Below are 25,904 nucleotides of genomic sequence, written 5' to 3'. Positions count from 1 at the left end.
AGCATGATTGTCCGTCCGGTTCAAGTCAGCGACCTGCCAGCATTGATGACGCTGGTGCAACAGGCCGGGCCGGGTTTCACCACCCTGCCCGCCAACGAAGATCGCCTGGCCCACCGGGTACGCTGGGCACAGCGCGCCTTCGCCGAACAGGTCGAGCGGGCCGATGCCGATTACCTGTTCGTGCTTGAAGACGACGAACAGCGAGTGGTCGGCGTCAGCGCCTTGGCCGGGGCCGTCGGCCTGCGTGAGCCCTGGTACAACTATCGGGTCGGGCTGACCGTGAGTTCGGCGCCAGACCTTGGCATTCAGCGGCAGATCCCGACGCTGTTCCTCAACAATGAACTGACCGGCCAATCGGAGCTGTGTTCGCTGTTCCTGCGCCACGACCAGCGCCACGGCAGCAATGGACGCCTGCTGTCGCTGGGACGCTTACTGTTTGTCGCCGAATTCCAGCACCTGTTCGGCGAGAAGATGATCGCCGAACTGCGCGGCAGTGCCGACGAACAAGGCTGTTCGCCGTTCTGGGACAGCCTGGGCCGGCACTTCTTCCAGATGGACTTCAGCCACGCCGACCACCTGTCCGGGCTGGGCAACAAGGCCTTCATCGCCGAACTGATGCCGCGTCAGCCGCTGTACACCTGCCTGCTCACCGAACAGGCCCAGGCCGTGATCGGTCAGGCCCACCCCAACACCGAACCGGCACTGAAAATCCTTCAGTCCGAGGGTTTTGCTCACAAAGGCTACATCGACATTTTTGACGGCGGCCCAGTGATCGAAGCACCGATCCGCAGCATCCGCACCGTGCGCGACAGCCTGGAACTGACCCTGAGCATCGGCACCCCGGACGATCAGGCGCCGCTGTGGCTGATCCACAACCGCCGTCTGGAAAACTGCCGCATCACCGTCGCGCCGGGCCGTCGGGTCGGCAGTAGTCTGGTGATCGACCGCCTCACCGCCAAACGCCTGCAATTGCAGCCGGGCAACTCGGTGCGGGCGGTGCCGCTGCCCAATCAACAGCAGCAGGCGGTGGCGGCCTGAGCGCACATTCCTGTAGAGAAAGCGCCTGAACAGGATTTTCCTGGTTAACTTCCTCGTTAATTCGTCATGATCCTTGACCCATTGGCGTGATAGCCTTTTCACCTTCGGCGTTGACACCTTTGCTCAAGCCTTTCCATTCCTTTGTATTGGTGGAACTCGTATGACCAGGCTTTCTCATCAAGATTTGCGCCGTAACTTCCGTCAGCTGCTGGCTTCCGACACCTGCTATCACACCGCCTCGGTGTTCGATCCGATGTCCGCCCGCATCGCCGCTGACCTAGGTTTTGAAGTAGGGATTCTCGGCGGCTCGGTCGCCTCATTGCAGGTCTTGGGGGCTCCGGACTTTGCCCTGATCACCCTCAGCGAATTCGCTGAACAGGCCACCCGCATCGGCCGCGTCGCCCAACTGCCGGTGATCGCCGACGCCGACCACGGCTACGGCAACGCGCTCAACGTGATGCGCACCATCGTCGAACTGGAACGCGCCGGCGTCGCCGCGCTGACCATCGAAGACACCCTGCTGCCAGCACAATTCGGCCGTAAATCCACCGACCTGATCACCGTCGCCGAAGGCGTCGGCAAGATCCGCGCGGCACTGGAAGCCCGGGTCGATTCGGAAATGGCGATCATCGCCCGGACCAACGCCGGCATCCTGCCGAACCAGGAAATCATCAGCCGCACCAAGCAGTACCAGGCCGCCGGTGCCGACGGTATCTGCATGGTCGGGATCCAGGACTTCGACCAGCTCGAGCAAATCGCCGAACACCTGACCGTCCCGCTGATGCTGGTGACCTACGGCAACCCGGCGCTGCGCGACGACAAACGCCTGGCCGAACTGGGTGTGCGCTTGACCATCGACGGCCACGGTGCTTACTTCGCGGCAATCAAGGCGACTTACGACAGCCTGCGCGAACAACGCCAGATATTCACCCAGGCCTCGGACCTGAGCGCCACCGAACTGACCCACACCTACACCCAGCCTGAGGAATACATCCTCTGGGCCAAGGAATACATGAGCGTCAAAGAGTAACCGCGCACCACGCTACAAAGAGGCAGAGCGGCCCGACGCCATTACGAGTCCACTCGCATGGCGCCCGCCGCGAAACCGCTAGACCGCTGTTTTGAAACCCGCCTCCCGCTGTAATGCCCGCGTCTGAATCACGTTCAGAATGGCGCAGCCCTCTCGCATCAGCAGATGCACCGCGCTGGTAATGCGCGTCAGATCACAATCGGAAATGCCCTTGAGGTCGAGACTGGAAAAGGTGTCTGCCAGATCGCGCACGACCACAAAACGGTGCATCGCACACGCGGCCATGTCGCTGAGTTCTTTTTGGGTATTGATGAAGAGCACCGGGGATTCGGCGTCGTAGGTGTCGATGGGGAGGTAGCGGGGGATTACTTGTTCTGACATTGGTGTGACTCCTGTAATTAGAGCTATCACCATTCGCGGCCAAACGAAGAGGGTGGCAGCCGTACGCGGGTTGGCCGACCGGATACAGGAACCGGCACACCCGAAGGTGTCCCACGCACAGCCGCCAAAACACAACAACTCAGGCAAACATCGCTGAATATGTTGGACAACTGTACGTTCCTGTATCGACCGGCCAAGGTCGTTCGCGAAGTTTTCCGCGAGCCCGAACTATAGGTGTCGATACCGAAACGCGGCAACAGGGTACGTTGTAGGAAAGGTCTTGGAAAGTTGTGCGCCGCTCACGCTTTACTCATATCCCACAAAAGCCCCCTCACCCTAGCCCTCTCCCGGAGGGAGAGGGAACCGATTGGGGGATGCTGGAGAAGTACAGCGACTTGAACGTTATGCGTCGAATCCATAATCGACTCGGTGTTTCAGGTCGATGTAATACGCAAGACACCTCAGTCGGCCCCCTCTCCCTCCGGGCGATCCGACGTTTCAGGAGGGCTGGGGTGAGGGGATGCTGGAGAAGCACACAGACTTGAGCGTTATGCGCCGAATCCATAATCAACTCGGTATTTCAGGTCGATGCAATACGCAAGACACCTCGGTCGGCTCCCTCTCCCCTTGGGAGAGGGCTGGGGTGAGGGGAAAACCTGACACCCCGCCGAGTCCACTGCTCACTGCCCCTTCGCCAACTCCATAATCATCCGCGACAACAGATAAATCCGCGGCGCCACGCTCTCCACTTCCGCGTATTCCTCCGGCGTATGAATATTGCCGCCAACAATCCCGAACCCGTCCAGCGTCGGCGTCCCTACCCCGGCCGACAAACTGGCATCCGCCGCCCCGCCGCTACCTTCTTCGGTCAACTTACGGCCAATCTCGCCATAAATCCCCTGAGCCATCGCCATCAAACGATCCGACTCCGCCGTCTGCGGCATCGGTGGCAAGCCGCGTTGCAGCGAGGTCTTCACCTCGGTATCAGGAATCAACTTGTCCTGCGACACCCGCGCCAGATCCTTCTCGATCCGGTCGAATTCTTCCGGCACCGCCGCCCGCACATCAGCCTTGGCCGTGGCCTGGTCCGGGATCACGTTGGTGCGGTCACCGGACTTGAGCACGGTGAAGTTGATGGTGGTTTTCTTGGCTTCGTCGCCGAGTTTGCCCAGTTGCAGAATCTGATGCGCCGCCTCCATCGCCGCATTGCGCCCCAGTTCCGGCGCGACGCCGGCGTGGGCAGCCTTGCCCTTGACCTCGACCAGCGCGGTGGCGCTGCCCTTGCGCCACACCACCAGACCATCCGCCGGACGGCCCGGCTCGAGATTGAGGGTGAAGTCGTGGAGTTTGGCGGTTTTCTTGATCAGGTCGGTGGCGACGTCCGAGCCGGTTTCTTCGCTGGCATCGAGCAGAAAGGTGATTTGCGCGTAGTCCTTGAAGTCGAGGTTCTTCAGAATTTTCAGCGCGTAGATGCCGGCGACGATCCCGCCCTTGTCGTCCATCACGCCCGGCCCGTAGGCACGGCCGTCCTTGATGTGGAACGGTCGTTCGGCGGCGGAGCCTTCCTTGAACACCGTGTCCATGTGCGCCATCAGCAGGATTTTCGCCTTGCCGGTGCCTTTCAGCGTGGCGAGTACGTGGTTGGTTTTTTCCGGGGTGTTGGGCACCAGCTCGATTGTGGCGCCGAGCTTTTTCAGCTCATCGATGGCGATTTCGCTGACTTGTTTCAGGCCTTTTTCATCACCGGAACCGGAGTCGATGTTGACCAGCCGCTCCAGCAGTTTCAGGGCTTCGGGTTTGTATTGCTCGGCGTCGGCCAGCACTTGTTTGTGCGGTTCGGCAAAGGCGCCAGCGGTGGCGAGAGAGAGGGTCAGGCCGAGACCGGCGGCCAGCAGGGAACGAGGGAATTTGAACGTCATGAATCAATCCTTGTTTCGTGTCGGGTACTGAACCGTACCTGACATCGCGCCAAGGCTCTATCCCGTATGCGACACCCGATCCGTTCAAACCGAATCGAATACCTCGCGCCGTGGCTTGTCGTCACTGCAGCAAATCACCCGGTTCCGCCCACCGGCCTTGGCTTCATACAGCGCCTGATCGGCGTCATCCAGCCAACGTGTCGCGTCGCCATGGGACGGATCGAGCGCCGCCAGACCAATGCTCAGGCTGACCTTCAGTGCCGGGCTCTGTTCGTACACCAGAAAGGAAAAACGCTCACGCAAGGCTTCCATCGCCTGCGCCGCATTGAACAGCGGCAAGTCCGGCAGAATCACGCAAAACTCGTCGCCGCCGTAGCGCCCCGCCACATCGGCCATGCGCAGGTTCTGCTTGAGCATCTTGCTCAGCTGACGCAGGACGATATCGCCGGCCACGTGGCCGTAGGTGTCGTTGATTGCCTTGAAGTGGTCGATGTCGATCAGCGCAATCGCGGCACCGGTTTGCTGGCGTTTGCAGCGTTCGAATTCGATTTCCAGCTGATCCTTCCAGGCGCCGTGATTGAGCAGACCGGTGAGGCTGTCGGTGCGGCTCAGGGCCAGCAATTCACGTTTGTGCAGGCCGAGGGTGTAGGCCTGGCGAAAGCAGATCCAGCCCAGAGCCAGCGGATACAGCATCAACAACGGCAGACAGGCATAGAGTTGCGCCGGTGTGGTCATCGGGACGAACGCGGGGGCAAACACCACCAGTCCAACGCCGATGCCGAGCAACTGCGCCGCCGCCCCGGCCAGTAGAAAACGCAGGCCACCGATGGCGACGTTGTTCATCGCCATCATCGAAATGGTCGTGGCACTGGGCAAGGGATTGAAGTGCATGGCGGCGACCCAGAAGCCACCGAGGAAGGCGTCGATCAACAGGTTGCGGTGCTCGGCGTGGTAAGGAACCTTCGCCCGGCGGGCCCATTGATACGCGAGGTGCGGCCAGACCAGGCCGTTGAACAGCATCAGCGCCCAGACCCAGGCCGGTGGGTCGAGTGGGTACATCGCGACGCTCACACACAATAGCCCCAGGACCAGCCCGAGGGTTCGCGATGTATAGAGCCTCCTGGCCAGTGAAAGTCCTTTTCCTCCCGATCTTCCCATAGGGGCCTCGACCACTCGACGGCACTGCGCAGACCGCAGACCGGATGTGCTGGGAGTCTATCAGGGCGACGTTAAATAGCCATCACCGGCCAGCGGGCCGAATACCCTGTCATCAACACCACACGGCGGGCAAATGATTGGCTATACATGAACAGAGGAAAATGGAAAAAAGACTCTAAGAAGGAGGCCCATGCAAACCTACCAAGTGTTGATCATCGGCAGCGGTTTTGGCGGCCAGTGCGCGGCGGTCAATCTGCTAAAGGCCGGTGTCGACGACTTTCGCTTGCTGGAACGCCGGGACTTTTTCGGCGGCACCTGGTGCCAGAACACTTACCCCGGTGCAGCGGTGGATGTGCCGTCGCCGCTGTATTCGCTGTCGTTTGCGCCTTACCGCTGGACGCAGATGTTCGCCGAACAGGCCGAACTGCACCGCTACACCGACCATGTGGTCGAACGCTTCGGCCTGCGCGACCGTGTCGAACTGAACGCCAACGTCGAACGCGTCGAATGGGACGACACCGAAAAACGCTGGGCCGTGCACACCGGCACCAAGGGCACTTTTTATGCGCAGTTCCTGATCAATGCCACCGGGCCGTTGAGCCAACCCGTCATCCCACACTTCCCCGGCCAGGATCGCTTTCAGGGCAAGACCTTTCATACAAACAATTGGGATCACAGCTACGACTATCACGGTAAACGAGTGGCGATTGTCGGCAGTGGCGCCAGTGCGGCCCAAGTGATTCCGGCGATTGCACCGAAGGTCGCCCGATTGCACGTGTTTCAGCGCACCGCGCACTGGGTGCTGCCCCGGGCCGACCGTACATTCGGGCGATTTCAGCGTTGGCTGCTGGGTCTGAAACCGGCCTACAAACTGCTGCGCTGGATGATCTACTGGCAGTTCGAAACCCGGGTCATCGCCTTCAAGTATTCGAAACCGGCGATTCACATGGTGCAGCGCCAGGCCCTGAAGTTTCTCGAACGCCAGGTGACTGACCCCGAATTGCGGAAAAAACTGACACCGGACTTCACCATCGGCTGCAAGCGGGTGTTGCTCTCCAGCACCTACTACCCGGCGCTGACCCGGCCCAACGTCACGTTGCACAGCCGCGAACAAGGCATCGCCAGCCTCGACGAAACCGGCATCGTCACCACGGACGGCCAGCACATCGCCGTCGATCTGATCGTCTGGTCGACCGGTTACGACGCCACCGACGGCGTGATTTCCTACCCGGTCAGCGGAAAAAACGCCGTGCAACTACGCGACGTCTGGGCGCAATATCCGCGCGCCTACCTCGGCACCAGCCTGCCGGACTTTCCCAACCTGTTTATCGTCACCGGGCCGAACACCGGCATCGGTCACACCTCGGCGCTTTTCATCATCGAATCGCAGATGAACTACATCCTCGACTGCATCCGTACCTTGCAGGCCAAAGGTCTGCGCAGCATCGAAGTTCGCCCCGAAGCAGAACGTACCTACACTCAGATGATTCACCGGGAGATGGAGCGCACGGTCTGGAAAACCGGCGGCTGCCACAGTTGGTATCAAAGCAGGAGCGGTCATGTGATCGCGATGTTCCCCGGCTTCAGTTTCAGCTACCACCGGTTGACCCGGGCGCTGAAACCGGCCGACCACATTCTGTCTTGAACAAGGAAGACCCACGATGCTTTTGCTGTTTGTCGCCCTCGCGGTTTTCGTGGCCTGGAGCTGGTTGAGTTACCCGGCGGTCGGCCACTGGCTCTACGATCTGAGTGCGGCCCTGGAGGCCAAGCTGTACCGGCTGCACAAGATTGAAGTGCCGATTGCCGAAATGACCGTGTCGACCTGGCAAGGCGGGCCTTATGAAGCGTCGAGCAGCATTCTGATGCTGCACGGTTACAGCGCCGAAAAGAATCTGTGGCTGCGCTTCGCCCGGCATTTTGTCGGCCAGTACCGGGTGATCATCCCGGACCTGGCCGGCCACGGCGAAACCGGCTTCAAGGCCGGCGGTGGCTACGACATTCCGGTGCAAGCCAAGCGCATGATCCAGTTGCTCGACGTCTGCGGCGTCGAGAAAGTCCACGTGATCGGCAACTCGATGGGCGGCTACATCGCCGCGTGGCTGGCGGCGACCTACCCTGACCGCATCGCTTCGGTGGCGCTGATCGACCCGGCCGGCGTTACTGCGCCCGAGGCCAGCGACATGGAGCGTCACCTGGCCCGTGGGCACAATCCGTTCCTGATCAATTCCCGGGAAGAATTCCGACGTTTCTACGCCATGACCATGGCCTCGCCACCGTGGGTGCCCGGTCTGGTGCTCGATGCGATCGCCCAGCGCTACGAACAATGCCGCGACGAACTGGAAGAGATCTTCCGCGACTTTCGCGCCAGCCCGCCGATGGAGCCGAAACTGCCGGACATCAAATGCCCGGCGCTGTTGCTCTGGGGCCGCAAGGACCGGTTGATCGACGTCAGCAGCGTGCCGGTGTGGAGCAAAGGCATCAGCAATTTGCGGGTCGATGTCTGGGATGGCGTCGGCCATATGCCGATGGTCGAACAGCCGTCGAACACGGCACGTCTGTACCGGGAGTTTCTGGGGGAACATTCGCGTCAGGACAGGTAAACGGTCAGTCGTTGGCAGAATGAAGTTCGTAGGATTCTTCGTTTGCCCGCGTCAGCGAAGGCTGCGATCTTTTCCGACATCCTTTACGTGACCGTGCCAGGAATTTTTTTCATGACCGTGCAGCCTTTCGTCAGCCCCGACCTGATCCGCCAACGCTTCTCCAAAGCGATGTCCGACATGTACCGCGAAGAAGTGCCGCTGTACGGCGCGTTGATGGAACTGGTGGAACAGACCAACCGCGACGTGCTGGCACGCGAACCGCAAATCGCCAGCCAATTGCACAACACTGGGGAAATCGAACGGCTGGACATGGAGCGCCACGGCGCAATCCGCGTCGGCACCGCCGCTGAACTGGCCACCCTCGCCCGCCTGTTTGCGGTGATGGGCATGCAGCCGGTGGGCTATTACGACCTGACACCTGCAGGGGTGCCGGTGCATTCCACGGCATTTCGCGCGGTGCATGAAGATGCGCTGCAGGTCAGCCCGTTCCGGGTGTTCACTTCATTGCTGCGACTGGAATTGATTGAAGACCCTGAACTGCGAGCCTTTGCTGCATCGGTGCTGGATAAGCGTTCGATCTTTACGCCATTGGCGATAAAGCTGATCGAACAGGCCGAGTCCGCTGGCGGCCTGAATGAAGCCGAGGCCGGGGAATTTGTCCTGCAAGCGCTGGAGACATTTCGCTGGCACCACAGCGCCACCGTCACCGCCGCGCAATACCAGACCCTCAGCGCCCAGCATCGTCTGATCGCCGATGTCGTGGCTTTCAAGGGCCCGCACATCAACCACCTGACCCCGCGCACGCTGGACATCGACATCGTCCAGGCGCAGATGCCGCTGCATGGCATCACACCCAAGGCGGTGATCGAAGGCCCGCCGCGCCGGCAGCATCCGATCCTGTTGCGTCAGACCAGCTTCAAGGCGCTGGACGAGCCGATCGCCTTCACCGACCAGACGCAAACCCGCGGCAGCCACAGCGCCCGCTTCGGTGAAATCGAACAACGTGGCGCGGCGCTGACTCCCAAGGGCCGTGCGTTGTACGACCGTCTGCTGAATGCGGCGCGCGATGAACTGGGTGATTTCCCCAACGAAGCCAACGCCTCACGCTATAACGCGCTGATGGCCCAGCATTTCAGCGAATTCCCTGACAGCCTCGAGGGCATGCGCGAGCAGGAACTGGCGTACTTCCGTTATTTCCTGACAGACAAAGGGCTGGCGGCGAGTCGTCCTGCTGATGTTTCCCTGCAAGCCTTGTTGCGCGACGGCTATGTGAAAGCCGAACCGCTGGTGTACGAAGATTTCCTGCCGGTGAGTGCGGCGGGGATTTTTCAGTCGAACCTGGGGGACGCGGCGCAGACGCACTATGGCGAGCATTCCAACCGACAGGCATTCGAGCAGGCGCTGGGGCGTTCGACCATTGATGAATTGAGGTTGTACGCCGAGACGCAGCAACGCTCGATTGAAGACTGCCTTGCGGTGTTGACTCGATAACGCGGCGATTAGCCATACTGCGCAAGAAGTTGCGCAGTTCCCCGTAATAAAACTCCTATAAAACCTCTGAAACCCTTGTGCCACGCGGCCTCCAGCCAAGTGCGCAAGAAGTTGCGCAGTACTGCGCAACTTCTTGCGCACTTTTCGCCTGAATCCCTGCCCGTTTTCACAAAAACCACGATCGCTCAGCGCCAACCTGTTGGTTTATAAGGCTTCGAAAAAACTGGCACGCTCCTTGATAACAGTCAGCCACCCACCGGGCGATTTCGCCTCCCGGGCACCCTAACTTTATCCGCAAGGAGCACCTCCCATGGCAACACCAGCGTACATGTCGGTTACCGGCGAAAAACAAGGCCTGATCACTGCCGGCGCCTTCACTGCCGACTCCGTTGGCAACACCTACCAGGAAGGCCACGAAGACCAGGTTATGGTTCAGGCTTTCACCCACGACGTGATCATCCCGCGTGACCCGCAATCCGGTCAGCCAACCGGTCAGCGCGTGCACAAGCCAGTTGTGATCACCAAGGTCTACGACAAGGCTTCGCCACTGCTGCAAGCCGCTCTGACTTCCGGCGAGCGCATGAGCGAAATCGTTATCCAGTGGTACCGCACTTCGGCTCAAGGTACCCAAGAGCACTACTACACCACCAAACTGGAAGACGCGATCATCGTCGCCATCAACAACAAAATGCACAACTGCCAGGATCCAGGCAACGCGCACTTCACCCACCTGGAAGAAGTGCAGTTCACCTACCGCAAAATCACCTGGACCCACGAAGTATCCGGTACTTCGGGTTCCGATGACTGGCGTGCTCCAGTCGTTTAATTACGGCTGATCGTTTCAAGCATCGGCCAGCTCTGCTGGTCGATGTTGTTTACGCCCCTCCAGAATTTCGCGCGCGTTGACTGCTCTTGCGGTCGACGGGCGCCGCTGTACAGCACGAGGAACAAGGGATGTTCGCGCCGGCCAATGAAACCCACTTTGCCCTGACCATCGAAGGTCTTTCCGCCGATTTCCAGGTGTTTACCCTCACCGGTCGGGAAGCCGTCAGCCAGCCTTTTGTGTTCGAGGTGGAGCTGGTCAGTGAGCAGCCGTCGCTGGACCTCGAAACCCTGCTGCACAAACCGGCCTTCCTGCAGCTGTCGCCCGACGGCAGCGGCATCCACGGCCTGATCTACCGCGCCGCGCAAGGCGATTCCGGCAAGCGCCTGACGCGCTATTCCGTGACCCTGCGCCCGCAACTGGCGTACCTGGCGCACCGGGTCAACCAGCGGATCTTCCAGAACCTCAGCGTGCCGAAAATCATCGGCAAGGTCCTCGAAGAACACGGCATCCAGGGCAACGCCTATGAATTCCAGACCGGTTCGATCTACCCCGATCGCATCTACTGCGTGCAGTACGACGAATCGGACCTGCATTTCATCCAGCGCCTGTGCGAAGAGGAAGGCATTCACTACCACTTCCAGCACAGCGCCACGGCGCACAAACTGGTGTTCGGCGATGACCAGACGGTGTTTAAGAAACTGGCGCCGGTGGCCTATCAGCAGGACTCCGGCATGGTCGCCAGCGACCCGGTGATCAAGCGCTTCGACCTGCGCCTGGAAACCCGCACCAGCCGCACCACCCGCCGCGACTACGACTTCGAAAAACCGCGGATCACCCTCGAAAGCGAAAACCGCGGCGACGCCCTGCCCGACCTTGAGGACTACGACTACCCGGGCCGTTTCGTCGACCGCGAACGCGGCAAACACCTGGCCAAACGCGCCCTCGAACGCCATCGCAGCGACTTCCAGCTCGCCGAAGGCAAGAGTGATCAGCCGTTGCTGGTCAGCGGCCATTTCCTCGCGCTGAAAGAACACCCGAAAGCCAAGTGGAACGACCTCTGGCTGCTCACCGAAGTCCACCACGAAGGCAAGCAGCCGCAAGTGCTGGAAGAGTCGGTCACCAGCGACACCACCGCGCTGAAAGACGATTTCCACCAGGGCTACCGCAACCGCTTCCAGGCCACCCCGTGGGACGTGCCGAACCGCCCGCCCCTGCGTCACCCGAAACCGCGCATCCTCGGCAGCCAGAGCGCCGTGGTCACCGGGCCGAAAGGCGAAGAAATCCACTGCGACGAATACGGCCGCGTGAAAGTGCAGTTCCACTGGGATCGTGAAGGTCAGGCCGACGACAAAACCAGCTGCTGGCTGCGCGTGTCTTCCGCCTGGGCCGGCGCCCAGTACGGCGGCATCGCCATCCCGCGCATCGGCATGGAAGTGCTGGTGACCTTCCTCGAAGGCGACCCCGACCAGCCGCTGATCAGCGGCTGCCTGTACCACAAGGAAAACACCGTCCCCTACGCCCTGCCGGCGAACAAGACCCGCACCACCTTCAAGACCCTGAGCTCGATGGGCGGTGGCGGCTTCAACGAACTGCGCATCGAAGACAAGAAAGGCCAGGAACAGATCTTCCTGCACGCCCAGCGCGACTGGGACGAGAACATCGAACACGACCAGAAAATCCGCGTCGGCAACGAACGCCACGACGTCGTGGAAAAGAACAGCTACACGGAATTCAAGGCCGAAGAACACCACACCGTCTACGCAGACCGCAAAGTCGAAACGAGGGCCAACGATCACCTGACCGTGGGCGTGAACCAGCACATCAAGATCGGCACCGGACAGTTCATCGACGCGGGGCAGGAAATTCACCTGAGCAGTGGCATGAAAGTGGTGCTGGAGGCCGGGGCCGAACTGACGCTGGTCGGCGGCGGCAGCTTCATCAAGATCGATGGCGGCGGCGTGACCATGAGCGGGCCGGCGATCAACATCAACTCGGGGGGTGGGCCGGGGAGTGGCACGGGTGCTGCGCCGTTGATGCCGGGTGTGCTGAAGCAGGCGGATGCCGACAAGGCGGGTGCTGTGTTGACGCCGGCGCAGATCAACACGCTCAAGCGTAATGCGCCGTTTTGTGAAGAGTGTGAGAAGTGTAAGGCGGGTGCATGCGCGATCTGACTGTCGAGAGACTCGCAAGGGCAAACTCAATGCGAGTTTTTGCAGCCTGCTTGCTGAGTCTCTTGCTGGCTCTACCGCCGATTGCCCGCGCAGCCAACAACTTCCCCGACGATGTATCCAGCTACGTAATCAAGAGAAACAACTGTGACTCCCTTCGCGGTGATATTCCCGAGCAAGACCCGGCCGACCCTGACAACATTCACCGGCTCGCCAGCGAAGCGAACAAATACTGCAAAGACACGGATCAGCAACTGAAGCAGTTGAAAGAAAAATACGCAGAAAACGAAAGCGTGCAGCAAAGGCTTTCGGGTTACGAAGAAAACATTGAAGCGGACATGAGCCAATAGGCTCACCCATCAAGGACGGTTGTTGTGGCATCTGAAAAAATCACTCCCCAGGCCTGGCTCTCCGCGCACCCGCTCAAGGCGAACGAACGCCTGTACCTGATCGTCAGCGCCGCGAGCGATGCCGAAGCCCTCAAAGCCTTGTATCAGAGCGAACCGTCCGTCCAGGCCATTCCCGTCTGGGGCGGAACGCCCTACTCCACCTGGCAACCGGTGATGCCTTACGTCGCCGAACTCAAGGCCAACTCGGCCTTCCTGCCCTGGATCACCGAAACCGACGCCCTCGACTGGGGCTGGCTGGCGGTCTCCCGCTCGGAGCCCAACGAAGTCTTCGAACACCTGCGCAGCCTGACCCAGGTGAAGATGCCGGACGGGACCGAGGTGTTTTTCCGGTTCTGGGATGGGCGGCATATCTATCCGATTCTTGAAGGGTTGGGTGAGACGGCTGGGGAGGTGCTGCCGGTGTTTGAGCGGTATCTGATTAATGGGCGAAGTCTGGAAGTCGGGCCGAGGGTGGTGCCGAAGGTGAAGGAGTGGCCGTGGTGGGAGGTGCCGAAAGACCTGTTGGACAGCTTGATGGCCGAAAACCCGTCGACCGTAATCGGCAACATGATGCAGTGGCTGCAGGAAGAGCATGCCGACCTGTACTTTTCGTTCCCGGAATCGAATCTGCAAAAGAAAGTGGCGCGCTTCGTAAAACGCACGCCACTCACGGAAGAAAATTTTACCGGCCTACTGAAGGCCCATCTGGAAAGTGAGGTGGCTGTATGAGCATTTTGATGGGTGAGATTGTTGCCAATCTCAATGCAAAACAGCCTGATGCTCAGGCCATCATCAGCGACTTCAAGAAGTGCCTGAAGGATTATCGCGAGCATGCCGAAGCCTGGTACGGTGGCATTCTGGATGCAGAGCAGCAGTTCAAGGTCGGTGACGAAGTCGGCACCGCAGACAAGGACAGTAAAAAGGCCAATACCCTTTATGCCAACTGCCCTGCCAACGGCAAACTGAAGCTGGTCCACAGTTTCGAATCTGCGCGTTTTGTCCCTATCGGCAATACGCCGGTGCGACTGGTGCCGGTGGAAAATGGCAAGCTCTACGGAAAGAACGAAGTCGGTCAACCGATCAACGTCAAAATCGGGCCAAGCGGGATTCTGGAGGTCACAGGCCTCAAACCGCACCAACAATACGAAATCACTTTCTTCCCCACCCCCACCAAAGCTCAGATCGACAGCCTGTTCAATTCCTATCAAGGCGTGATCGGGGATTTGAGCGGCTGGCTGCAAACCGAGTGGACCACCGATTTTCTGCCGCTCTGGCAAGCGCACACCAATGCATCCATGGGTGGACGGGCATTGCAACAGCTGGAGTCGGCCTGGAAAGGATTCCTCAAGGCAATCATGGGGCTGTGGGGGGACATCAAGAGCCTCTACGACCTGGTTGCGCATCCTCGGGAAAACTACGAGAAGCTCAAAAAATTCTTCACCGAAGAACAGATAAAGAAGATCTATAACGCTTCGAAAGAAGCCATCCAAACAGCACTGTTGATCGCCAGTGACGAGCCACTTATGTGGATCTACGTTGCGGCGATCGTCGCGTGGGTCAAGATGCTGCCTCCGCAGACCTGCACTGAGGTCTTGGCGGAACTGACCACGGAAGTGCTGCTGAACATTCTGATCGGTATCGTCTTGACGGGCGGGATCGGTCTGGCCGTCCGTATCGGCACCAAAGGCCTGAATGCCGCAAGAAACAGCGGCAAGGTCATGAAGCTGATCGAAGACTTCACCTCGATGCTGATGAAAATCAGCAAAAAGAATGCGACAGCACACGCCGATACGGCGAAACCGTTGATGCTCAACGGCAACTCCCCACTGAATCAGGCGCGAAAGGCAAGCGTAGAAATTGCGCCTCCAAAACCCGCAGAGACCGCCACACCACCAAAGAAAAAACCACCCGTTTCCGGAGGTGCTGTAGAGACGGATGCGCAGATTCATGCACGCGGCAAGAAGGAAAACAGCACCCGCGCTCAACAACAGGAAAAAGTAGACAACGCGCCCGACCAGTCCAAAAACCCGGCGGACCAACCTGCTCAGTGCGCCGATAAGACCTGCACCAACGGTGAGCCGGTATCGATGGTTACCGGCGAGGAATTGCTGACACTCACTGACGGTGTATTGGGTGGTCTGCTGCCGATTGAATGGACGCGCCTCTACCGCAGTAGCGCGGTTGAAATCGATGGACGTCTCGGCCATGGCTGGAGCCATTCCCTGTCCCATCGCCTGCAAATCAACGATGAAGGCGTGTTGTGGACTGACAACGAAAACCGTCAGACCCGCTTCCCGATGCCGACCGAACAACGGCCAGCCATCACCAATAGTCTGGCTCAGGCGGCGATTTATCTGGGCAGCGCGCCGGGTGAACTGATCCTCACCCAAGCAGGAGCAAAACCACGCTTTTATCATTTCCGAGCAGACCGCCTGACGACGGTCAGTGACTCTTACGGAAATCAGGTGCATATCAGCTATGACCTGGTGGGGCGGATCCAGCGCATCGATAACGGTGCTGGCCGCGCGTTGTTGTTGCGCTACGACGATCGCCATATCGTTGCCGTTGATCAGCAACAGCAGCGTTCCGAGTATGACGAGCGCGGTGAGCGCCAGGATCCATGGCTGACCATTCAGACCCTTGTCACCTACCGCTACAACGCTCGCAATCAATTGGTCTCTGCATCCAACGCCGCAGGCGAAACCGAGCATTACCGCTATAACGATCAGCACGTCATTCTTGAGCGGCAACTGGCCGGTGGCGCCAGTTTCTTCTGGGAATGGGAACGTGAAGGCAAGCTCTCCCGCTGCGTACGTCATTGGGCCAACTATTCGCAACTGGAAGCTCGCTACGAGTGGGATGACAAAGGCACGGTAACGGTTCACAACTCCGATGGGAGCGAACAGGTTTATGTGCATGACGAAAATGCACGCCTGATCAGTGAAACCGCTGCCGATGGTGCTGAAACGCAAAAAGCCTATGACGATGAGGGACGTCTGGTAGCTGTAAAAGATCCAATGGGAGCCATCACCGAGTATCAATACAGCGATGCCGGGCGATTGATGGCTGTCATCCCGCCGGAAGAAGAACCGACCTTCTACAACTACTTCGATGGGCAACTGATTGAAGTCAAACGTGGCAAGGCCCGTTGGCAGTACGACCGAAATCAACAAGGCGACATCACCCAGCAAATCGACCCGCAGGGCAACGAAACCCGCTACAGCTACGACCGCCAGGGCCGGCTGCTGGAAATTCATCACCCTGATGGCAGTCGCCATCAACTGGGCTGGAACAATCTCGGTCAATTGCTGGAGGAACGTCTTCCGGACGGTGGTCAGCGCAAGTATCGCTACGATGCACTTGGACGGCAGATCACCCGCCAGGACGAATTCGGCGCCATCACCCATTACCAATGGGACGCCGTCGACCGCCTGACTCAGGTCACCCTCCCCGGCGGCGCCACCCGTGCTTTCACCTACAACCCGTACGGACGCGTCACCGCCGAACGCGATGAGCTCGGCCGTATCACCCGCTACGAATACGCCGACAACCTGCATCTGGTCAGCCGCCGCATCAATTCCGACGGCAGCCAATTGCGCTATTGCTACGACAACGCAGGATTGCTGCTCACTGAAATTGAAAACGAACGCGGCGAGCACTACAAGCTCGACTACTACGCCAACGGCCTGATCCAGCAGGAAACCGGTTTCGACGGCCGCCGCACCGCGTACGAATACGACCTCAACGGCCAGTTGCTGAAGAAAACCGAATTCGGCGACGACGGCAGCGAACTGATCACCGAATATCAGCGTGATGCTGCCGGGCGACTGCTGGTGAAGACCCTCGCCGATGGCGAAGAAATTCACTACAGCTACGATGCCCTGGGCCGTTTGGTGAATGTCGACGACGGTCACTGGCCGCTGGCCTACGAATACGACGTGCAGGATCGCCTGATCACCGAGCATCAGGGCTGGGGCACCACCCGCTACGAATACGACAGCGTCGGGCAACTGAGTCACTGCCGCCTCCCCGATGGCAGCACACTCGACTACCGTCATTTGTCGGGCGGACGCCTGAGCAGCATCGACCTCAACGGCTCACGCCTGACCAGCCACCAATTCAGCGCCGGTCGCGAACAGCAACGCCAACAAGGACTGCTGCTCAGCCAATACCAGTACGACGAACAAGGTCGCCTGCAAGCGCACAGCGTTAGCCAGCGCGAGAAAAACCTGTTCCAGCGTCGCTATAACTACGACGCCAACGGCAACCTCGCCGGCATCGACGACAGCCGCAAGGGCAACCGCAGCTTCCACTACGACCCGCTCGATCGCTTGATCAGCGTACGTGGCGCGACACCGGAAACCTTTGCTCATGATCCGGCCGGTAACCTGCTCGGCCAGAACAACGAAGGCACAGCCAACCTCGCCAACGTCAAAGGCAACCGTCTGCTGATGCAGGGCGACCGCCACTACGACTACGACGCCTATGGCAACCTGATCCGCGAACGCCGTGGCACCGGACAGAAACTCGTCACCGAATATCGCTACGACTGCCAGCATCGACTGATCGGTGTCAGCCTGCCGGGCGGCAGCACTGCATCCTATAAGTACGACGCCTTCGGTCGCCGCATCGAGAAAACTGTCGATGGCCATACCACCGAATTCCTGTGGCAAGGCGAACGCCTGATCGCCGAAAGTGGCGACAACCGTTATCGCACCTATATCTACGAGCCCGGCAGCTTCCGCCCGCTGGCGATGCTCGACGGCGAAGGCCCGCGCAAGGCGACGCCGTTCTACTACCAGCTCGATCACCTGGGCACACCGCAGGAACTCACCGACTACAGCGGTGAAATCATGTGGTCCGCGAAGTACCGCGCCTACGGTAACCTCGCAGCGCTGGACGTCAGTGAAATCGACAATCCTCTGCGGTTCCAAGGTCAGTATTTCGATGCGGAGACAGGGTTACATTACAACCGGCACCGCTACTACAATCCGGGGACTGGGCGGTTTCTGACTCCGGATCCGATCAAGCTTGCGGGTGGGTTGAATAACTACCAGTACGTGACTAACCCTACTGGCTGGATAGACCCGCTCGGGCAAACTGAGTGCCCAGGAGGAAACGAAGGTGGGTCTGGATCACCAAAGAAACCAGAGGATGTACCGAAGGTAAAAGATGGGACGCCAACTCCGCCTATTGCGGACAGAAAATTTAAACCTGGAGAGGATGTACGTCACTTTGAGAAACATGGAGAGGAAATTGGGCAAACGCTAGGCCACGACAACTACACACTCGAACAGTATGTAGCTGACGCCAACTCTGTTATTCGGAACGGGACGTTTACACCTGAGTTAAACGCTTACGTCGCAATTCCTGGAGGGGTTGGAAGTGCAAAAGGTTTGCTCGTTGGGGTTGATAGGGCTACTGGAGAAATTACTACGATGCACCTCAAACCCATTTCATTCTTTGAAAACAAAGCTCCGAGTTTAGGGTGGAAAGCACAACCGAAGTCGGTAAAAACAGACACGATCGGAGCAAACCCTCAGATTGGATGGAAATATCCGTACGGATTAAAAACAGAGAAATAGAAATGTTAATAAAGGACATCAGTTGGATATCCAGAGATTCGGCTGAGGCGGAGGTTGAGATCAGTGACGGAAACTTTACCTGCGTCGCTTTTTCTCAACCATGCAGCGCGATCATTGGAGAAACAATAAATGATCCATTGCATGTTTTTTCGTTGAAAGATGCAATGATCTGTGAAAATGAGTCAACAGTAGGGATCTGGAACACAGAAAAACCTGGACTATCTCGAAAAGTAATTGCCAGAGTAATAAATGCATCAGAGCATCTGGTGGCCGTGGGTGGAATCAAACTATTAATCGATGATTACTTACCCGGCGGCATAAATACTGGCGACCTAATCGAGTTCAAATGCGGCCGAATTGATCTCTGGTAAACAATCCGAAGGGGACACAATCCAAAAGGGACAGATTTATTATTTGAAGAAAATTAATCTGCCCCCTTTTCAATCATACCTTCGCACCTAAGAGTTGGAGTGACGCAAAAATACTGAAAGTTACTGATGAAGTAGCAGCAGAGCCTGGAAAAATCTTAAGAAATAAACCTGGAGCTCTCGTCACCAAACACACAAAAATTATTGATGGCGTTGAATGGCAGATTATCAAAAAAACGGCGCCGTTACTTCATCATACTCGACAGGAGCGATTTCATGAGCAACTTTGAAAAAGATGAGTTTTATGAAAAATTTTGTGCCTGGGTTGGTGATTCAGAAGATTCAAACTGGACAGAATACACCACGGAGCTTGTTGCAAAAACTTTCCTGATAGACTTTATAAAACAACAATGGGACCGTTTAACAACAGAGATACTTTCCAGGCCAGAATATTGGCAACAACGTTGCGCGGTCTCATTGGGTGAGGACCGTACTGAACGCTCAATAGAAATACTGAAACTTTTACTTTCCGAATCGAATTACAAAGATGTAAAAATAATTGCAATATATGAACTCGATTGGGCAGAAGCCCCTATAGAAAAAAAATATGTACCTTTCATCAAAAAGGTCATAAAACACACTCCCCATGAAGAAATTGAACCTGAACTCAATAACCTGCTGATCAAAGCCGAATCAACCTAACAAAGTAACAACAGGCAAGAAAAGCGGCCGAGAAAAAAAGAACATCAAAAGGGAACAACAAAAAGGGGACAGATCTCGGCATTGACTGAAAAGGGGACTGAAAAGGGGACTGAAAAGGGGACGCCGTCGACCGCTTGACTCAGGTCACCCTCCCCGGCGGCGCCACCCGTGCTTTCACCTACAACCCGTACGGACGCGTCACCGCCGAACGCGATGAGCTCGGCCGCATCACCCGCTACGAATACGCCGACAACCTGCATCTGGTCAGCCGCCGCATCAATTCCGACGGCAGCCAATTGCGCTATCGCTACGACAACGCAGGATTGCTGCTCACTGAAATAGAAAAAAGGGGACAGATTTATTTTTTCGTTAAAGAAAATAAATCTGTCCCCTTTTCACTCGTAGATGATCCTCGCCTTGTTCCTTCCACTGATGGTCCCGCAGACCCCCATGTTGGATACCAGACGCCGGGAAAACGCGGTACTGGCGGCGCAGTTAGAGGACACATCTTATTAGAATCAGTGCCTGTATCACGCGCGAGAATTGGAGACCCGCAATGAACTACCTAGAAAAAGAAATAGACTCTGTCTTAGAAGAGCAAAAACTAGTAAATAAAAAACTAAGCGAAACTGAACTAGCCAACCTGATCAACGATTTAACGATCGAGTTCTTCTCCTCCCCAGCGAAGAAGCTGGATCCATACTTCTTGAAAAACACCGAAAAAAAGCATGATCCTGAATTCTGGAAAAAAGTCGACACCATAGACGACCTTGGATATCCCACTATAATAGTTCACGACAACAAAGCTCACGCTTGGAAACTAGAGTCTTCTACTGACCTCAAAGCGTTGCTACTCGAAACAACTGGCTTCCCATTCTGGATAATAGGTCAAAATTTTAAAACCTTGACATACATGGATGACCACGACTGCGTACACACCAGCAAAAAACCAAACTAATACCCCCAAAAAAATAAAATCAAAAAGAACTAAAGAAGGGGACAGGTTTATTTTTCTTTAAAGAAAGTAAATCTGTCTCTTTTTCAGGGAAACAAAGGCGACCAAACGGCTCACTTCAATCTCAGGCCAATTGAAAATACGAGGACAGGCAAGGCTCCTGGTGCAAAAGACCATTATTATTTCAAGGAAAAAGATGAATTCCTGGAACGAATTAGACGGAAGCACTTTTTTTAACAAGACATTCACCTCACCCATCCCAATTGGGGAGATAGAACTGTTCTCCATAAGCATTGACAACAGTAGACCAGTTATAATAATGGAGTTTGATATTCCAGATTACCCGGATGCACCGCCAGCCAAATGGAAGCAATCTGGATTCAACACCTGCCGCATAGGTTTAAATTGCAGTAACATCGAAGACCTCTTAATAAAAAATATTCCCACTCATGAAAAAATGACAATCAAAATCACATCCAACGAACAAAAATTCAGAGTAAGTGCATACAGTGAGAATTCATTAATTGAATTCACTACCAAACACCCGCTACTTTGCGGCCCATCCGCTTACTTGAACGCCCCAGAATAACCAAAAAACCAAAGGGGACGAATAAATATCAAAACGGGGCAGATTTATTCTTCGAAAAATAAATCCGCGCCCTTCCCAGCTAACTTGAAGAACAAAAATGAGCTTCCAGAAGACAATCCTTAGAAAAACATGGTGGGGTTTGGAGGCAAAATCATATACGGAGATTGCGCAGGAACTACCTTCGCAGGATGCGTCACTTAAGAAGTGGATCGCAATCTACGCTGTTTATCATTTAAACTTTGAAAACAGATCTTCTGGAGAGAGTTACTACAAGTTCCTAGAGTATGCAAAAAAATCTAAATACGTCATTATAGAATTCACTCTCCCAATCCACCTTCTCGAAACAAGAGATAGCATTGGCGCCAACGACACAACAATCACAAAGTGCAAAACCATGGAAACAGAGGAAGAAATAAATTCTTTCCTTTATGAAAACAACATAAACCCCGAGCTATTTACCCCCCCATGGACTTGTGAGTACCCGCTAGACTGAACCCAGCAAAAGTCAACAAAAAGAGGACAGATTTACTTTTCACTGAACAAAATAAATCTGTCCTCTTTTCAAAAGCGTTCGAGGGGCAAATGACAGCACATAAATGTATCCCAAGAAGTGTATGGAACGGGCTCAACGGAACAGGCTACAACAACATTGCGCAAGAGCTAGAGTCCGAAAACCATTCAATAAGAAAATGGATTTCATTATATGCCATCTACAAATACCCCTTTACCAATGATCCACATCAATATTACAAATTTATCCACCAATCAAAAAATTTCCGATATGCATTAGTAATATTTACAATCCCCACCGAAACACTTGAAACAAGCGATGGCGTGGACGACCGAGAAATTAGTATCGCAAAAATAGAAACCATGAACTCTGAAGCGGAAATCAACGCCCTTCTTGAAAATCTCGATATAGACCCAGAACTGTTCACCACGCCATGGCGTTGTGAATACCCGCTCTAGTAGCCAAACTGCAATCAGAGGGGCTTCCCACTGTGGTTAAAGCTGATGAAGCCACCATTCTGCAGGAGAAGATATATTGCTAACAGACTTAGAGTCTCGAATAGCACTCAAAGAATTGATAGAAAAATATCTCAAAGGAAGAGATCCCGATTACGACCGCTTGATCGAAATAGTCCAAGATCCAACGCGTCAAGTCCCGATCAGGGGAGTGTTGGAAAACATTCGACGATACAATAATTCTCAGTGCACGCATGAAGAACTAAAACTGATCAACGAGCTTTTGTACATATATGGGTGAGACGGTCTGATTGGTTGCGCCCACTTTTCATAACTAGCAACCCTTACGACTCCGTTAATCCTATTGAAACGTGGAAGTGAGTTTTCAAGATGATGATAGTACTTGACGGCTTAACCATTTCATCAGAGCAAGAGTTTCATGAAAAAATAGCCATTGCTTTTTCAGTGACGGATTTTTATGGAAACAATCTCAATGCCTTATGGGACTTACTCAGCGCCGGCGTGGAGCGCCCAATAGATTTAATATGGAAAGATTCTGAATCCTCTCAAAAAGACATGGGAGATTCGTTCAGCAAAATAATTAAAATCTTTGAACGCACAAAGCAACAGGACGAGAGCCTTGGACTGGAGGAAAAGTTTAACTATTATCTAGAGTAACCACTGGAAAGCCAAAGCAAACGGCCAAAATTGACAGATTTATTCTTCATCGAAGAAAAATAAACCTACCCTCTCCCACCGGTCAATTTTTCATGAAAAAAAATCGTCTCACTTACGGTAAGATCAATGTTAGAAAGCAATAAAACAATAGAAGTCAATGGAGAGGACGCCCTTGAGGCTCTAGCGGAAATTGAATTTATCTTGATTTCGCTGCACAAGATCGGAAGCTACTATTTCGACAAGCCTGTCAACGATTACCAAAAAGCGACTACCGATTTTATTGACAACGAGCAGGTAACTCAAAGACTTGCGAAGGTAAGAAAAATCATCTCTACAAAACTTGATTCAACCCTCGGAGAAGATGACATGGACGATATTGAGCGTCATATGGAAGGAATCCAATTTTGGAAGCCTTAGACAACCTCCCCCTGCTATTCCAACAATTCGGGATCAACTCTAAAAACTATTGGGCATTTTTAGATTTTCCAATCAAAGAAAAACCTCATCAAAAACCCTCCGATTAATAAACTCATGAAAATCACAATATCGCGCATAGTTAAAATCCACACAGAAAAGACTCTAGTTGAATTCTCCACCCCTTACGGAGAAGGTCTTTCAAGCTTATTCACTCTAGAGGCAATAGAAAACCGTTCCTATGACGTCGAAATAAATATTGATGATGATTTCTATTGGGGTAAAAACATCTCCACATCAATGAGCAACACACCATCAATTCGCCACGAATCAGAAACAACCTATATAACAGCAGAGCTGATTTCTATTAGCAAAGATGGATGCGGCTCGCTACAATTCGGCAACTCCATCATCCTCATCTCACTAAAAAACGAAAATAGAGATCTTATTTTTCCGAGCTTTATAGAGATTTCAGCTATTCAAATCACCCTTTACCCAACCAACACCTGAGCAGTGCTCCCCCCCTCAAATACCCCTTGGATATTACTAAATGAACACAAGCAAAATCACCACTCTCGGAGCCAAAATAACTCTCGATGACATTTCCCAGCTTGATCAAACACTCGATATTTCGCTCGAAATAGAAAGATTAAAGGAAGACCTTTTTCAAGCGACTTTCCCATGCGGCCAAATACTCGATATCGGATGGTATCCAGAATTCAGCACATACGGTTCCTTCGTAATCTCTCTAATCCGCAATCAAGACTGGCAAAATCCTACTCATTGTGAAAAAGCCAAAAACTGGGCAGAGCTGAAAATCGCGCTAGAGAACATATTAAAAAACCTGGAAAGCTAGAATCGACAAACGCTTCCGATATATGGAATAAACCAACTGTCCGAGACAACATCAGCGCTATCCCCCCTCAATCATCCCCTCCAAAACCTCATACTTAACCACCACCCGATTCCCATACAACCGCTCCCTCTCCACCAACGCCCCCACCTGCCCCTTCTCCCTCACCTCCCGCCAAATCTCATTCTCCCGATACACCCGCTCCCCCTCCCGCACAAACCGATGCCCCACCTCGAACACGTGATACCGATAAGCCCGCTCCCGATCACACAACAACTCCCCCTCCAGTTGCGTCTCCCCCACCTTCAGCTTCAGCTGAAAGCTGCGATCCGTGGGGTTGTGCAGTACCAGGTCGATGTAGTTGTAGAAGATCGCCGCGCCGGAGCCGAATGGCAGGACGCGGCCGTGGTCCGGGAAGGGGTCGAAGCTGTGGTTGGCGCGTTCGATGACGACCAGGGGGGAGTGAATGGCCATCCAGTGGATGAGGTTGCTGAGTTGGCAGATGCCGCCGCCGATGCCGGTGCGGGCTTCGCCGAATGAGAGTTCCATGCCTTCGACGTAGCCGCGTTGGCGGGTCGGGCGGCCGACGAGGCGGCAGAAGGAGAAATATTCGCCGGGGGCGATGGTGACGCCGTCGATGGCGGCGACGGCGAGTTTGAGGTTGATGACTTTGTTGTGTTGCAGCGCGAGGTCGGAGTCGCCGAGTTTGCGGATCAGTATCGCCAAGCGCCTCGCCGGTGTCGCAAGCCGTAACAAGTCGCGCGGCGCGGGCGCTCGAAAATTAAGTTTCAACTAAGGTTGCGTCCCTACCATCCGGGCCACAAAGCAGCGGTTCTGTGTGCTGATTGCCGTCAGCAGAACCCTTCAACTTGAAGTGAGCCCAGACCATGATTGCGATCGATTCCACCTCGAAACAACTGCCGGCCTTCAGTCTTGTATTGGTCAATTACAAGACGCCGGAAATAACCCGGATGTGCCTGGAGTTTCTCCAGCAATACGTCAAGGATCATCAAATTCCGGTGTGGGTGGTGGACAACGATTCTGCCGATGAAAGCCTGATCTACTTGCGGTCTCTGGACTGGATCAACTTGATCGAGCGCCCGTCACCCGGCAAGGAAGCGGGGCATATTGCTCATGGCAAGGCACTTGATCTGGCACTTGCGAAAGTTGAAACCGATTACCTGTTTTTGCTGCACACCGACACTTTCGTTTTTGACAGTACTGTCTTTTCGATGATGATGAAAGAGTGTATGCAATCTTTGGATACAGCGGCGGTCGGTTGCGTCGAGCAATTGGATCGCGGCGTCCTTAGAGACACCTGGCGCTTGTCTTCGCGTTACTTCAAACACTATTTCCGCCGGGCGAGACAGCACTTGGGGTTGCCGTCCCGAGATCCAAAACCCTACCGGGAAACCCACCTGAAAAGCTTCTGCACCTTGTGGAATGCACGACTGATCAAGGCTCACGGGCTGCATTTTTCGATGGACGACCGGGTCCCGGGTTACACGCTGCAGGATCGTTTAAGCAACCTCGGCTACGGCATCAAATGCCTCTCGCCACGGAAGATCTTCCGCTACCTCGATCACATCCAGGCCGGCACCGTGGCCGCGATCGGTGGATACGGCACACAACACCGCCGCACCACCATGTATCAGGAAACGCTCAAGCGCCTTCAGTTACAACAAGGCATGCGACCTGCCAAATCGTAAGACAATTAAAAAGGGCGACTTGAAAGTCGCCCTTTTTTGCATCTGAATTCTTTGGCCTCTACTCCGAGGAGGTGTTCGCCCAGTG

General features: G+C 55.3%; 27 protein-coding genes and 1 pseudogene. 24 read left to right on the top strand and 4 right to left on the bottom strand.

Translation table 11 applies throughout. The features are described from left to right. The first annotated feature begins 3 nt into the window (after window positions 1-3). The gene (gene astA / locus QR290_RS12030) at window positions 4-1,038 is read left to right on the top strand and encodes an arginine N-succinyltransferase (RefSeq protein WP_115077313.1); all 1,035 of its coding nucleotides are present in this window, start codon (window positions 4-6) and stop codon (window positions 1,036-1,038) included. 160 nt (window positions 1,039-1,198) lie between these two features. After that, window positions 1,199-2,068 (top strand): isocitrate lyase/PEP mutase family protein, encoded by an 870-nt coding sequence (locus QR290_RS12025; RefSeq protein WP_289205003.1) that lies wholly within the window; start codon window positions 1,199-1,201, stop codon window positions 2,066-2,068. Between the two features lie 78 nt (window positions 2,069-2,146). Here QR290_RS12025 and QR290_RS12020 read toward each other — a convergent pair whose 3' ends face one another. The 3 genes from QR290_RS12020 to QR290_RS12010 all read right to left on the bottom strand — a co-directional run bounded on the left by QR290_RS12020 (window position 2,147) and on the right by QR290_RS12010 (window position 5,526). Beyond that, a complete protein-coding gene (locus QR290_RS12020) occupies window positions 2,147-2,449 on the bottom strand; it encodes a hypothetical protein (protein ID WP_289205002.1) in 303 nt (100 codons plus the stop codon). A 680-nt stretch (window positions 2,450-3,129) separates the two neighbouring features. Next, window positions 3,130-4,368: a M20/M25/M40 family metallo-hydrolase gene (locus QR290_RS12015; protein WP_289205001.1), complete on the bottom strand. Its 1,239-nt coding sequence runs from the start codon at window positions 4,366-4,368 to the stop codon at window positions 3,130-3,132. 84 nt (window positions 4,369-4,452) lie between these two features. After that, complete coding sequence (locus QR290_RS12010; protein WP_289205000.1) at window positions 4,453-5,526, bottom strand: diguanylate cyclase; 1,074 nt, start codon at window positions 5,524-5,526, stop codon at window positions 4,453-4,455. A gap of 190 nt (window positions 5,527-5,716) precedes the next feature. Here QR290_RS12010 and QR290_RS12005 point away from each other — a divergent pair, with 190 nt between their 5' ends. The 21 genes and pseudogenes from QR290_RS12005 to QR290_RS11890 all read left to right on the top strand — a co-directional run bounded on the left by QR290_RS12005 (window position 5,717) and on the right by QR290_RS11890 (window position 24,113). Then, complete coding sequence (locus QR290_RS12005; protein ID WP_289204999.1) at window positions 5,717-7,171, top strand: flavin-containing monooxygenase; 1,455 nt, start codon at window positions 5,717-5,719, stop codon at window positions 7,169-7,171. A 16-nt stretch (window positions 7,172-7,187) separates the two neighbouring features. After that, the gene (locus tag QR290_RS12000) at window positions 7,188-8,126 is read left to right on the top strand and encodes an alpha/beta fold hydrolase (RefSeq protein ID WP_115077309.1); all 939 of its coding nucleotides are present in this window, start codon (window positions 7,188-7,190) and stop codon (window positions 8,124-8,126) included. A 111-nt stretch (window positions 8,127-8,237) separates the two neighbouring features. Further along, on the top strand, window positions 8,238-9,617 hold the full coding sequence (gene hglS, locus QR290_RS11995) for a 2-oxoadipate dioxygenase/decarboxylase HglS (protein WP_289204998.1): 1,380 nt from the start codon (window positions 8,238-8,240) through the stop codon (window positions 9,615-9,617). 310 nt (window positions 9,618-9,927) lie between these two features. Beyond that, on the top strand, window positions 9,928-10,443 hold the full coding sequence (locus tag QR290_RS11990; protein WP_007949952.1) for an Hcp family type VI secretion system effector: 516 nt from the start codon (window positions 9,928-9,930) through the stop codon (window positions 10,441-10,443). A 128-nt stretch (window positions 10,444-10,571) separates the two neighbouring features. Further along, window positions 10,572-12,614, top strand: a complete 2,043-nt coding sequence (gene tssI / locus QR290_RS11985) for a type VI secretion system tip protein TssI/VgrG (RefSeq protein WP_289204997.1) — start codon at window positions 10,572-10,574, stop codon at window positions 12,612-12,614. After that, on the top strand, window positions 12,602-12,961 hold the full coding sequence (locus QR290_RS11980) for a hypothetical protein (RefSeq protein ID WP_289204996.1): 360 nt from the start codon (window positions 12,602-12,604) through the stop codon (window positions 12,959-12,961). The genes tssI and QR290_RS11980 overlap by 13 nt, the downstream gene beginning before the upstream one ends. Window positions 12,962-12,985: 24 nt before the next feature. Further along, window positions 12,986-13,729, top strand: a complete 744-nt coding sequence (locus QR290_RS11975) for a DUF4123 domain-containing protein (protein ID WP_289204995.1) — start codon at window positions 12,986-12,988, stop codon at window positions 13,727-13,729. Next, window positions 13,726-18,585 carry an RHS repeat-associated core domain-containing protein gene (locus tag QR290_RS28665; RefSeq protein ID WP_353739149.1) on the top strand — a complete coding sequence of 1,620 codons (4,860 nt, stop codon included), beginning with the start codon at window positions 13,726-13,728 and terminating at the stop codon, window positions 18,583-18,585. Before QR290_RS11975 ends, QR290_RS28665 begins: the two co-directional genes overlap by 4 nt. 2 nt (window positions 18,586-18,587) lie before the next feature. Continuing rightward, a complete protein-coding gene (locus tag QR290_RS11950) occupies window positions 18,588-18,956 on the top strand; it encodes a hypothetical protein (RefSeq protein WP_289204994.1) in 369 nt (122 codons plus the stop codon). Between the two features lie 273 nt (window positions 18,957-19,229). Beyond that, the gene (locus QR290_RS11945) at window positions 19,230-19,655 is read left to right on the top strand and encodes a HEAT repeat domain-containing protein (RefSeq protein ID WP_289204993.1); all 426 of its coding nucleotides are present in this window, start codon (window positions 19,230-19,232) and stop codon (window positions 19,653-19,655) included. A 119-nt stretch (window positions 19,656-19,774) separates the two neighbouring features. Beyond that, window positions 19,775-20,017: pseudogene (locus tag QR290_RS28740) on the top strand (RHS repeat domain-containing protein); the annotation flags it as partial. After that, window positions 19,994-20,215, top strand: a complete 222-nt coding sequence (locus tag QR290_RS11935) for a polymorphic toxin type 47 domain-containing protein (RefSeq protein WP_435875096.1) — start codon at window positions 19,994-19,996, stop codon at window positions 20,213-20,215. The pseudogene QR290_RS28740 and the gene QR290_RS11935, both read left to right, overlap by 24 nt. After that, complete coding sequence (locus QR290_RS11930) at window positions 20,212-20,613, top strand: hypothetical protein (RefSeq protein WP_289204992.1); 402 nt, start codon at window positions 20,212-20,214, stop codon at window positions 20,611-20,613. Before QR290_RS11935 ends, QR290_RS11930 begins: the two co-directional genes overlap by 4 nt. Before the next feature lie 72 nt (window positions 20,614-20,685). Further along, entirely contained in the window at window positions 20,686-20,847 is a 162-nt protein-coding gene (locus tag QR290_RS11925) for an HNH/endonuclease VII fold putative polymorphic toxin (RefSeq protein WP_289205285.1), read from the top strand. Further along, on the top strand, window positions 20,807-21,199 hold the full coding sequence (locus QR290_RS11920) for an Imm50 family immunity protein (protein ID WP_115077303.1): 393 nt from the start codon (window positions 20,807-20,809) through the stop codon (window positions 21,197-21,199). The genes QR290_RS11925 and QR290_RS11920 overlap by 41 nt, the downstream gene beginning before the upstream one ends. A gap of 97 nt (window positions 21,200-21,296) precedes the next feature. Next, window positions 21,297-21,692, top strand: coding sequence for a hypothetical protein (locus QR290_RS11915; RefSeq protein ID WP_289204991.1), 396 nt, complete (start codon window positions 21,297-21,299; stop codon window positions 21,690-21,692). An 89-nt stretch (window positions 21,693-21,781) separates the two neighbouring features. After that, window positions 21,782-22,168: a hypothetical protein gene (locus QR290_RS11910; RefSeq protein ID WP_289204990.1), complete on the top strand. Its 387-nt coding sequence runs from the start codon at window positions 21,782-21,784 to the stop codon at window positions 22,166-22,168. Between the two features lie 387 nt (window positions 22,169-22,555). Beyond that, window positions 22,556-22,843, top strand: coding sequence for a barstar family protein (locus tag QR290_RS11905; protein WP_289204989.1), 288 nt, complete (start codon window positions 22,556-22,558; stop codon window positions 22,841-22,843). A 126-nt stretch (window positions 22,844-22,969) separates the two neighbouring features. Further along, window positions 22,970-23,260 (top strand): hypothetical protein, encoded by a 291-nt coding sequence (locus QR290_RS11900; protein ID WP_289204988.1) that lies wholly within the window; start codon window positions 22,970-22,972, stop codon window positions 23,258-23,260. Window positions 23,261-23,374: 114 nt separating this feature from the next. Then, window positions 23,375-23,767 (top strand): hypothetical protein, encoded by a 393-nt coding sequence (locus QR290_RS11895; protein ID WP_289204987.1) that lies wholly within the window; start codon window positions 23,375-23,377, stop codon window positions 23,765-23,767. A gap of 40 nt (window positions 23,768-23,807) precedes the next feature. Next, window positions 23,808-24,113 carry a hypothetical protein gene (locus QR290_RS11890; protein ID WP_289204986.1) on the top strand — a complete coding sequence of 102 codons (306 nt, stop codon included), beginning with the start codon at window positions 23,808-23,810 and terminating at the stop codon, window positions 24,111-24,113. Between the two features lie 57 nt (window positions 24,114-24,170). On the opposite strand, the gene QR290_RS11885 is transcribed toward QR290_RS11890, so the two are convergent. Next, window positions 24,171-24,836: a VanW family protein gene (locus QR290_RS11885; RefSeq protein ID WP_289204985.1), complete on the bottom strand. Its 666-nt coding sequence runs from the start codon at window positions 24,834-24,836 to the stop codon at window positions 24,171-24,173. A 161-nt stretch (window positions 24,837-24,997) separates the two neighbouring features. Between QR290_RS11885 and QR290_RS11880 the strand changes: the two genes are divergently transcribed. Continuing rightward, window positions 24,998-25,819: a glycosyltransferase family 2 protein gene (locus QR290_RS11880; RefSeq protein WP_289204984.1), complete on the top strand. Its 822-nt coding sequence runs from the start codon at window positions 24,998-25,000 to the stop codon at window positions 25,817-25,819. Window positions 25,820-25,904 lie beyond the last annotated feature (85 nt).

This window comes from Pseudomonas fluorescens (assembly GCF_030344995.1).
In the GTDB taxonomy this organism is placed as follows: Bacteria; Pseudomonadota; Gammaproteobacteria; order Pseudomonadales; family Pseudomonadaceae; genus Aquipseudomonas; species Aquipseudomonas fluorescens_BF.
The sequence above is the reverse complement of the archived record's forward strand: the minus strand, read 5'-3'. Positions and strand labels throughout refer to the sequence as shown.

Coding starts and splice junctions, on each gene's coding strand:
- QR290_RS11950 (WP_289204994.1), top strand. CDS start 18,588: ATGTTAATAAAGGACATCAGTTGGATATCCAGAGATTCGGCTGAGGCG.
- QR290_RS11895 (WP_289204987.1), top strand. CDS start 23,375: ATGAAAATCACAATATCGCGCATAGTTAAAATCCACACAGAAAAGACT.
- QR290_RS11915 (WP_289204991.1), top strand. CDS start 21,297: ATGAGCTTCCAGAAGACAATCCTTAGAAAAACATGGTGGGGTTTGGAG.
- QR290_RS11945 (WP_289204993.1), top strand. CDS start 19,230: ATGAGCAACTTTGAAAAAGATGAGTTTTATGAAAAATTTTGTGCCTGG.
- QR290_RS11905 (WP_289204989.1), top strand. CDS start 22,556: ATGATGATAGTACTTGACGGCTTAACCATTTCATCAGAGCAAGAGTTT.
- QR290_RS11990 (WP_007949952.1), top strand. CDS start 9,928: ATGGCAACACCAGCGTACATGTCGGTTACCGGCGAAAAACAAGGCCTG.
- QR290_RS11920 (WP_115077303.1), top strand. CDS start 20,807: ATGAATTCCTGGAACGAATTAGACGGAAGCACTTTTTTTAACAAGACA.
- QR290_RS12005 (WP_289204999.1), top strand. CDS start 5,717: ATGCAAACCTACCAAGTGTTGATCATCGGCAGCGGTTTTGGCGGCCAG.
- QR290_RS11930 (WP_289204992.1), top strand. CDS start 20,212: ATGAACTACCTAGAAAAAGAAATAGACTCTGTCTTAGAAGAGCAAAAA.
- QR290_RS12000 (WP_115077309.1), top strand. CDS start 7,188: ATGCTTTTGCTGTTTGTCGCCCTCGCGGTTTTCGTGGCCTGGAGCTGG.
- QR290_RS12025 (WP_289205003.1), top strand. CDS start 1,199: ATGACCAGGCTTTCTCATCAAGATTTGCGCCGTAACTTCCGTCAGCTG.
- QR290_RS11890 (WP_289204986.1), top strand. CDS start 23,808: ATGAACACAAGCAAAATCACCACTCTCGGAGCCAAAATAACTCTCGAT.
- QR290_RS11980 (WP_289204996.1), top strand. CDS start 12,602: ATGCGCGATCTGACTGTCGAGAGACTCGCAAGGGCAAACTCAATGCGA.
- QR290_RS12010 (WP_289205000.1), bottom strand. CDS start 5,526: ATGGGAAGATCGGGAGGAAAAGGACTTTCACTGGCCAGGAGGCTCTAT.
- tssI (WP_289204997.1), top strand. CDS start 10,572: ATGTTCGCGCCGGCCAATGAAACCCACTTTGCCCTGACCATCGAAGGT.
- astA (WP_115077313.1), top strand. CDS start 4: ATGATTGTCCGTCCGGTTCAAGTCAGCGACCTGCCAGCATTGATGACG.
- QR290_RS12015 (WP_289205001.1), bottom strand. CDS start 4,368: ATGACGTTCAAATTCCCTCGTTCCCTGCTGGCCGCCGGTCTCGGCCTG.
- QR290_RS11910 (WP_289204990.1), top strand. CDS start 21,782: ATGACAGCACATAAATGTATCCCAAGAAGTGTATGGAACGGGCTCAAC.
- hglS (WP_289204998.1), top strand. CDS start 8,238: ATGACCGTGCAGCCTTTCGTCAGCCCCGACCTGATCCGCCAACGCTTC.
- QR290_RS12020 (WP_289205002.1), bottom strand. CDS start 2,449: ATGTCAGAACAAGTAATCCCCCGCTACCTCCCCATCGACACCTACGAC.
- QR290_RS28665 (WP_353739149.1), top strand. CDS start 13,726: ATGAGCATTTTGATGGGTGAGATTGTTGCCAATCTCAATGCAAAACAG.
- QR290_RS11900 (WP_289204988.1), top strand. CDS start 22,970: ATGTTAGAAAGCAATAAAACAATAGAAGTCAATGGAGAGGACGCCCTT.
- QR290_RS11880 (WP_289204984.1), top strand. CDS start 24,998: ATGATTGCGATCGATTCCACCTCGAAACAACTGCCGGCCTTCAGTCTT.